The sequence below is a fragment of the uncultured Thermosynechococcus sp. genome, assembly GCF_938074695.1.
In the GTDB taxonomy this organism is placed as follows: domain Bacteria; phylum Cyanobacteriota; class Cyanobacteriia; order Thermosynechococcales; family Thermosynechococcaceae; genus Thermosynechococcus.
In genome coordinates, this window is sequence record NZ_CALJEM010000072.1 from 1 (window position 1) to 8745 (window position 8745).

Here is an 8745-nt window from a genome sequence, read left to right on the forward strand (position 1 = left end):
ATGGGAGGGATGTTATCAGAAGCCAACGCCCTTGGGAAAGCCAAGGGATATGCTGACGGATAACCGATCAACGGAATGATAAAGCTGTTAACAGGAGTCAATATGCTCCATACCGAGGTACAAACTCAGGGAGAGATGCAACTGCAAGTAGAATGGCACCAATTAAATTGGAAAGCCATCGAACGCTATTGTTGGAAGCTCCAAAAGCAGATTTATCAAGCCAGTAAGTCGGAACAAACCGGGTTGCTGGTGCTCATGACAGGAGTCCGTTGATTGAGGAGCCGAATGAGGTGAAAGTCTCACGTTCGGTTCTGAAGACGAGCGGTCTTAGTGATAAGATCGCTTAGTTTAACCTGCATTCACAGGAGCGTGCGCCATGCTAAAGATAGCTCAATTGCCATTTCCCCTTTGGCTAACCGGTATTGTGCTCCTTGGAGCGATCGCCCCTCTGCCTGCCTTGGCACAACGGGCAGCAGGTGACATTGTGATTATTGGCAACTCCCCCGCTGCCTGGAGCCGTAATCAACGCTACTGGAATCATCTGCTCAATCTTTCAAGTGCAACCGCAGCCCCTTCTGCGCCGACAACGGCGGGGGCTCCCCAAGAAGTTGACCCCAAGGCTCTAGAACAACAGCTTCTACGCAATATCCGCGTGGGTCAGCCGCAGCTTCAACCTGTACTCAAGTTGCCGGGGTCCTCGGTGGTGACCGGTACCGTGACGAACAATAACCGCCAACCCGTAACCATCCAAGCCATTAACTATGAAGTGGTGGGTGCCAACGGCGAGCTTCTGCAAACGGGTGCGGCGACCCCAGAACCGGCAACAGTCGCTCCCGGTCAGACGGTGACATATCAAAAAATGCTCCCTAATGTGCCGGCGGATATCGGAGCACAGGTGCGGTTGAGTCAGCCAGCGGTAGTGCTGCAAGGGGGTGTCTAGACTTCGCCTCGGCATTACCGGGGGGATTGCCTGCGGTAAATCTGTGGTGGCTGCCTACTTGCAGCAACGCTATGGGCTGCCCATTGTGGACGCCGATGTATTAGCGCGGCAGGCAGTTGCCGTCGGGACTCCTATTTATCAAGCCATCGTTGATCGCTATGGGCGTGAAATTTGTTGTAGGGATGGTACTATTAATCGCCGGCGTTTGGGGGAAGTTGTCTTTGCTCAGCCCCAAGAGCGCCAATGGCTAGAGGCGCAAATTCACCCTTGGGTAATTGCCCAGATGGAGCGAGCAATTGATACCTGCGATCAACCCCTTATTGCTTTGGTGATTCCCCTCCTCTTTGAGGCTCACCTTGAGGAATTCGTGGATCGCATTTGGGTGGTGGCCACCACCTCTGAGCAACAGTTGGCTCGTCTGCAGCAGCGCGATCGCCTCTCTGAAGATGCAGCCGCCCAACGCATCGCCAGTCAACTGCCCTTAGAGGAGAAGATTCGGCGGGCAGACACGGTGCTTTGGAATACAGGGAGCCTTGCGGAACTCTACCGTCAGGTGGATCAGGCCTTTGTTCTACTGGGCAGGAATGGCGAGGGAAGTTAGCCCCATTGTTACCTGTTGCAGGAAACTTTCTGGATGAATGGGCAGGGGAATGTAGCGATCCACCCCTTGATAGTTCCCCTCTGATCCCAAAATAAAAATTTTGAGTTGCTCTGGGGGACAGCGTTGCCGCAGCTGATCCACTAACTCTTGCACATCACCATAGCTAAAGGGTTCTGCAAAGAGGACAGCAATGGGCGTGAGTGCCAACAGCCGCTCCACTTCACCATCCACCAGCCAAATCACTTGATAGCCCGCTGTGGTCAAAATGGAACAAATCAGTGTGGCGGTGGGTTCATCCTCACTCACAAGAACAATCCGCCCTGCAGGTTCGACAAGCACATCTGTTGTTGCAAGGGGCGGGACATCCAGCTTGACTTTGGGGGGGTCTGATAGGGGTTCTGAAGGGATTGCCGGCAGCCCGACGGTAAAGGTACTGCCTTGGCCTTCAGTGGAGTCCACCTCAATCCAACCCTGGTGCAGATCAACCCACTGCTTGGTCAGGGCTAGGCCTAAACCTGCTCCAGGATAGGCGCGACCAAAGGAGCTATCCAACTGCTGAAATTTTTGAAAGAGCAAAGGTTGCAAGTGAGCAGGGATACCAATGCCATTGTCCTGCACTTGAAAAATGAGTTCGTCCTCTTTCCACCATGCCCGCAGAATGACTTCCCCCTTTGCAGGGGTGAACTTAATGGCATTGCTGAGCAAGTTAATGAGAATTTGCTGGATGCGGCGGTAGTCTCCCCAAAAGCGATCGCGACCGGGGGGAATCATGAGTTGGTGGTGCAGGTTGACCTGATGGCGATGGGCTTGGGGTTTGACGACTTCTATGCAGTCTGTACACAGTTGCCGAATCGAAAAGGTGCTGCGATGCAGGTGCGATCGCCCCAGTTCCGCCTGACAGAGATCGAGAATACTGTTAATCAATTCCAACAGATGGGTGCCGCTCTCGTGGATAATTTCTAGGTATTCCCGCTGTTTTGCCGTCAGCGGGCCAAGGGGCCAGCGCAACAGGGTGGCGGAAACCCCAATAACACAGGTCAGGGGAGTGCGCAGTTCGTGACTCATGGTGGCCAAGAAGTCGTTTTTAATGCGGTGGGCAGCTTCCATGGCACGAAGAGCTTCCCGCAGCGCTTGGGTGCGCTCGTTAACACGCTGTTCGAGGGTGGCCTTTTGCTGTTGGAGTTCGCTGTAGAGTTGGGCTTGATAGATGGCAATGCTCAGATGTTGACTGAGGTGGGTGAGAAACTCAATTTCTTGGGGCTGCCACTGCCGCGGGCGATCGCACTGGTGGGCAATGAGCACCCCCCAGAGTTTGTCTTGCACAATAATTGGCACAATTAACCACGCCCGGATGTGCCAACGGGCAGCAAACTCCTGGAGACAGGGCACTTCTTTGTAAAACTGCTCAATGTTGCTCACAACAATGGTTTCGCCGCGGGTAAGGCGCTGATAGCTACTCGTGGGCAAAGCTGACCACTGCCAGCATTGATCCCAAAGTCCAAGGACAGAGGGAATACCCCCATGGCGGCAGGATTCATAGGTAATTTTCCCGTGGAGTTCTCCTTCGGTGGAGCTGAATTGCCCCACCAGTAGGCGATCCACATCCAGAAACTCGCGAATGCGATCGACGGCTGTTTTTAGCAGTTCTGGCAGTTCAAGACTCTGGCGAATCTGAGTCGTCACCTGATGGAGCAATCGTTCTTGGGCTTGACGCTCGTTGAGGGCTGCGGTGACCAAAGGTTGACAGGTTTCACACTGAGCCGTTGCTTCTTCACTGAGCACGGCCATAAGGGCGATCGCCAGATCGGTGGGCAACATCTGTTCTTGACCGTTCAAGGTGGTGAGTTGCTGCAACACAGTGCGGATTAGGGGGCGGTGCTTCACAGGAGCTTGGCTACGGATTTTGCGCAAGAAGCGGGCGATCGCCCCAGGGTTAGTGAGAATTTCTACCCGATAGGCACCCATCTGGGGCACGGGGTCTGCCTGCAACAGCAGCGCAAATGTCTGGGCCACAACAAGGAGAAAAGGGGGGTCAGCAGAGGCGATGAGTTCTTCACGGGTAAGGACAGTTGCTCCGCGATGACTTGCTTCTGCAAGCAGGACGGTGGCAATTCGCTCGTAGAGAAATGCTGGTAAAATTCGATCAAAGACGGGCTGGCGCATTGTTTTTTAAGTTCAATCCTGGATCGGTTCATCGCAGGTAGTGGCATCACCGTGCGGGGCGCGATCGCTAGAGGCTTTTCCCATTAACTTCCGTTGTAACGGCTCAGGGAAGACAGGGGGGAAAGCCCACCAGTTTTTTTAATAATTCTTGTCAAGGTATGCATCGAATTCTTACATTGAATGACCTGACTGTTGCCACAGATAACAGCGATGTTGCATTTCTACAGCAAAGCAGTGCTCCCATCGTTATTTTAACGGCAGCGGATACGGATATTGCTCTGCTGGCGCAAGCCTACCGCCAACTGCCCAAGGACTTTCCGCCGCTGCGCCTCGCGAACTTATTGCATTTACAAGCAGCAGCAGCCATTGACGACTATGGCGATCGCGTCCTAGCTCAGGCCGACGTTGTTGTGATTCGCCTTTTGGGGGGACGGGGCTACTGGAGCTATGGCCTAGAGGTGGCGCAGCAAGTGGTCGGCGATCGCGGGGGGCAGTTGATTCTCCTACCGGGGGACGATCGCCCCGACTTGGAACTCATGAGCCTCTCCAGTTGGCCGCTAGCACGGGTAGATTGCCTGTGGCAATATTTTTGCGAGGGAGGACAGGAAAATATGCAGCGAGCCTTGGAGTTTATTGGCCACTACGGCTGTGGCTGGGGTCAGCCCCCCCTGCCCCCCCAAAGAATTCCTCGCTGGGGTTCCTATCCAATTCAAGGGGAGATAGGCGAGAATTGGCCTCAGGTGGGTATTCTCTTTTACCGCGCCCACTACTTGGCGGGCAATACCGCTGTGATTGATGCCCTTGCCCAGGCCTTAATTCAGCGGCAACTGGCACCCCTAGCCGTGTTTGTCTCCTCGCTGCAAGATGCAGAAGTGCAACGGGAGCTACTGGCGGCATGGCAGGGCAAGGTGGAATTAATTCTCAATACCACAGGGTTTGCGATCGCCAAACCCCAGGAGGTTCATCTTTGGCAGCAGTTGGATGTCCCCGTTTTCCAAGTGATTCTCAGCAGCAGTCCCTACGAGACCTGGCAACAACATCCCCAGGGTTTATCGCCGCGGGATCTCGCAATGCACGTGGTCTTGCCGGAGGTGGATGGCCGCATCATTACCCGCGCAGTTTCCTTTAAGACCGTGTCGCAAATCCAATCTGAGGTAGAAACGACCATAACCACCTACACTCCGGCCGGCGATCGCCTGCAATGGGTCAGTGAGCTGGCAGCCAACTGGCTCAAACTCCGCCGCAAAGCGCCCGCTGAACGCCGTATTGCCCTAATTTTAGCCAACTACCCCTGTCGCGATGGTCGTCTTGCCAATGGCGTGGGTCTGGATACCCCCAACAGTACCGTAGAGCTGCTCAAGGCACTTCAGAGAGCCGGCTATGATCTCGGCGCTCATCCCCTCCCTGCCGATGGCGATGCCCTCATTCAACACCTGAGCCGCTTCTGCACCAACGACCCCGAAGGTAATCAGTGGCGGCTGCCCCGCTACACTCTCCCCCTTGAAACCTACCGGCGCTATTTTCAGGCTCTGCCAAGGGCGGCCCAAGAGGCCATCAACCAACGCTGGCCCTTTCCCACCGCGGATTTACCCATTGCCGGCAACTGTTGGGGCAACATCTTTGTTGGTGTTCAGCCCAGCCGAGGCTACGATCGCGACCCCAGCTTGAACTACCATGCCCCCGACTTGGAACCCACCCCAGACTATCTGGCCTTTTACTTTTGGCTGCGCCATGTGTTTGAAGCAGATGCCATTGTCCATGTGGGCAAACACGGCAATCTGGAATGGCTCCCCGGCAAAAGCATTGCCCTCAGTGAGACCTGCTTTCCAGAAATTGTCCTAGGCCCTGTGCCCCACTTTTACCCCTTTATTGTCAACGACCCCGGCGAGGGTGCCCAAGCCAAACGGCGCGCCCAAGCGGTGATTTTGGATCACCTGACGCCGCCCCTTACCCGCGCCGAGTTGTACGGTGGCCTAGAGACCCTCAGCCACTACATTGAGGAGTACTACGCCGCTGAGCAGTTCGATCGCCCCCGCTTAAACCGCCTGCGGCAGCAGATTGAAGCCCTGGTTAAAGAACTGGATTTAGACCAAGAAATTGCTGCCCCCAATCCAGAGGAAACATGGGCCGCATGGCTGGCGCGCACCGATGGCTACCTCTGCGATTTACGGGATGCCCAAATCCGCGATGGCCTGCATATCCTTGGCCAATGTCCCCAAGGGCAACAGTTGCGGGATTTGATCATTGCTATTGCCCGCAGTCCCAGCTCAGAGCATATCGGTCTCACTCGCGCGCTGGCTCAAGACCAAGGAGTAGATTTAGACCCGCTCACCGCCGATCCAACGGCTCCCAGTCCTGTCCCCGGCTATCGCTCTGTGGGGGAGTGGCAAAATGCCCTAGAGGCGGCGGCGGCAAACCTAGTGGAGGCTCTGCTCAACGGCACCCCAACCCCCCCCTGTGGTCGGGCAACCCAGCGGGTACTGGATTGGATTTGCAGCGTACTCTACCCTGCCCTGCAGCAGACTCCCCAGGAAATTCAGCACTTGCTCCATGGCCTCAATGGCGGCTACGTCCCCAGTGGCCCTGCCGGTGCCCCGAGTCGGGGCCGTCCCGATGTCCTGCCCACCGGACGGAATTTCTATGCAGTGGATCTGCGGGCGGTACCCACGGAGGCGGCTTGGGCGTTGGCGGAGCGATCGGCAGCGGCACTTATTGAACGCTACTGTCAAGAGCACGGAGAATTTCCGCGCACCCTTGGCCTCTCGGTATGGGGCACAGCCACCATGCGCACAGGGGGCGACGATATTGCCCAAGCCCTTGCCCTGCTGGGGGTACGGCCGGTGTGGGAAGGCACCTCGCGGCGGGTCGTGGATTTGGAGGTGATTCCCCTATCGCTGTTGGGGCGACCACGGGTAGATGTGATGCTGCGGATTTCCGGCTTTTTCCGCGATGCCTTTCCCAATTTAATTGCCCTCTTCGATGAGGCAGTGCAGCGAGTGAGCCAATTGGAGGAACCTCCGGATCAAAATCCCTTGGCTGCTCAAGTGGCTAAAGAAACTGCCTACTGGCAACAGCAGGGTCTTTCTCTAGAGCAAGCCCAACAACGGGCGCGCTTTCGCATCTTTGGCTCCAAACCCGGTGCCTATGGCGCTGGACTGCAAGGCCTCATTGAAGCGCAGAACTGGCAGGGGGATGAGGATTTAGCCCGCGCCTACATCCACTGGAGTAGCTACGCCTACACCGGGGAAGGGCGGAGCCACAATGCGGCTGAAGCCCTTGAGCAACGTCTTAGACAGCTGCAAGTGGTGCTGCAAAACCAGGACAACCGTGAGCATGATCTATTGGACTCCGATGATTACTACCAGTTTCAGGGGGGTCTGACCGTGGCGGTGCGATCGCGATCGGGGCAGCAACCCACGGTTTACTTTGGCGATCACTCACGGCCAGAACAACCCAAAATTCGCACTCTTCAAGAAGAACTACTGCGGGTCTATCGCTCCCGTGTGGTCAATCCCAAATGGCTGGCAGGCATCCAACGCCATGGCTACAAAGGCGCCTTTGAAATGGCAGCTACAGTAGATTATCTCTTTGGCTATGCCGCCACCGCTCGCTGTGTGCCCGACTATGTGTTTGCTGGTGTTGCTCAGACCTACTTACTCGATGGGGAAATGCAAGCCTTTGTGGCGCAGCACAATCCCTGGGCCCTGCGGGATATGGCTGAGCGACTCTTAGAAGCAGCTCAACGTCAACTGTGGCAGACACCCGATCCGCAAATTTTAGACCGCCTGCGATCGCTCGCTCTAGAGGCCGAGGGTCTAATTGAACAACTGTAGTAGGCGTTCTCCGTTCTCACCTCAGCCGCCGGCGAGAGCGTTATATCCTAATAGAGTAAAATCCAGCGCAGCACCCGCGCTACCGTTGCCACCACGCAGACAATGACTAACTGTCCCGGCAAGGCAAAAAGGGAATACTGCTCTAGTAACTCCCCTAAGGGTTGACTCAACTGCCCTGCCAGAGCCAAGCCGCCGAGGTAGAGAGCACCGCAAACGTGAATCAGGGTCAGTCCTGCTAAGCTACTCAAGGCAAGCCATTCTAGAGTTACCCGCTTTTGGGGGCGAAAGGCGAGCCAACCACAGACCCAAGCCGCCGGCACAAAACCCAAAAGATAACCGAATGTCGGTTCACGCCAATAGCCAAGACCGCCCCCTTGGGAAAACACCTGAAACCCACTTAGTCCCAAAATTAAATAGGCCACCTGTGAGAGGGTTGCAGCTTGCCGCCCCCCCATACAGCCAACGAAAAGAACCGCTGCCACTTGATACGATACGGGCAGCGAGTACACAGGAATCGCCGTCCATGAGCTAGGCAACACAACTTGCCCTTCCTCATTCAGCAGGTTGGGGATAGCGATCGCGGCTTCCATGAACGTTCCGGCAACAGTTAGCAGGAGGCCTAAAACTGCCCACAAAAATTCGTCAAGGGGTGACACGTCGTTTCTCAAGAGCGCTGCAACTCATTGGGCGGGACTGACGGAGCCGCACTTGCATAACGAAACGTGAGATCCGTATCCCCCATCATGATAATGTCCCCATGGTATAGTACCCGCTCATCCGCTAGGAGGGTACCGTTAATCAGTGTGCCATTGCGACTGTTGTGGTCACGAATTATGTACACCAGGGCATTGCCACGAGGCCGTAGCTCAATAGTGGCCTGGTGTCGTGAAACGTAGGGATCATGGATGATAATGTCACAGTCACTGGCCCGCCCAATTTTCCAAGCAGCCTTGCCTGCGAGGTGATACTTGCCCACCACTGTGCCTTGGGAACACACAATCAGCCATGCTTGCTTGTCAACATCGGGAAAGTGCGCCATGGAAGTCTACGCCTGAGATTGAAATTTTCAATAGACAATTTACAGACATCAACTTCAGTGCTCATACGGATAGTAAAAGGCTATTCGCATATTTAGATTAAACAGTAAAAGCATATTAAAAGGTATATTAAATACTTTCTAACGTCTAGTTGTGAGGTGAACATAGGAC

The 8745-nt window shown here is 55.2% G+C and carries 6 protein-coding genes; 3 read left to right on the forward strand and 3 right to left on the reverse strand.

Going from position 1 to position 8745, the window contains the following annotated elements; all coding sequences use genetic code 11:
- The first annotated feature begins 376 nt into the window (after window positions 1–376).
- Together Q0683_RS10185 and coaE are read left to right on the forward strand one after the other, a co-directional pair.
- Complete coding sequence (locus Q0683_RS10185; protein WP_298977557.1) at window positions 377–940, forward strand: FxLYD domain-containing protein; 564 nt, start codon at window positions 377–379, stop codon at window positions 938–940.
- The gene (gene coaE / locus Q0683_RS10190) at window positions 933–1541 is read left to right on the forward strand and encodes a dephospho-CoA kinase (protein ID WP_298977559.1); all 609 of its coding nucleotides are present in this window, start codon (window positions 933–935) and stop codon (window positions 1539–1541) included. The genes Q0683_RS10185 and coaE overlap by 8 nt, the downstream gene beginning before the upstream one ends.
- Here coaE and Q0683_RS10195 read toward each other — a convergent pair.
- Window positions 1512–3704 carry an ATP-binding protein gene (locus Q0683_RS10195; protein ID WP_298617448.1) on the reverse strand — a complete coding sequence of 731 codons (2193 nt, stop codon included), beginning with the start codon at window positions 3702–3704 and terminating at the stop codon, window positions 1512–1514. The genes coaE and Q0683_RS10195 overlap by 30 nt on opposite strands.
- 158 nt (window positions 3705–3862) lie before the next feature.
- On the opposite strand from Q0683_RS10195, the gene cobN reads away from it, so the two are divergent.
- Complete coding sequence (cobN, locus tag Q0683_RS10200; protein ID WP_298977560.1) at window positions 3863–7537, forward strand: cobaltochelatase subunit CobN; 3675 nt, start codon at window positions 3863–3865, stop codon at window positions 7535–7537.
- 47 nt (window positions 7538–7584) lie between these two features.
- Here cobN and Q0683_RS10205 read toward each other — a convergent pair whose 3' ends face one another.
- Window positions 7585–8193: a biotin transporter BioY gene (locus Q0683_RS10205; RefSeq protein ID WP_298611514.1), complete on the reverse strand. Its 609-nt coding sequence runs from the start codon at window positions 8191–8193 to the stop codon at window positions 7585–7587.
- Between the two features lie 8 nt (window positions 8194–8201).
- Window positions 8202–8576, reverse strand: a complete 375-nt coding sequence (locus Q0683_RS10210; protein WP_298611511.1) for an FHA domain-containing protein — start codon at window positions 8574–8576, stop codon at window positions 8202–8204.
- Window positions 8577–8745: the final 169 nt, after the last annotated feature.

Bases quoted from the DNA above. Each gene is read 5' to 3' on its own strand.
- Q0683_RS10185 (WP_298977557.1), top strand. From the start codon at position 377: ATGCTAAAGATAGCTCAATTGCCATTTCCCCTTTGGCTAACCGGTATT.
- Q0683_RS10195 (WP_298617448.1), bottom strand. From the start codon at position 3,704: ATGCGCCAGCCCGTCTTTGATCGAATTTTACCAGCATTTCTCTACGAG.
- cobN (WP_298977560.1), top strand. From the start codon at position 3,863: ATGCATCGAATTCTTACATTGAATGACCTGACTGTTGCCACAGATAAC.
- Q0683_RS10210 (WP_298611511.1), bottom strand. From the start codon at position 8,576: ATGGCGCACTTTCCCGATGTTGACAAGCAAGCATGGCTGATTGTGTGT.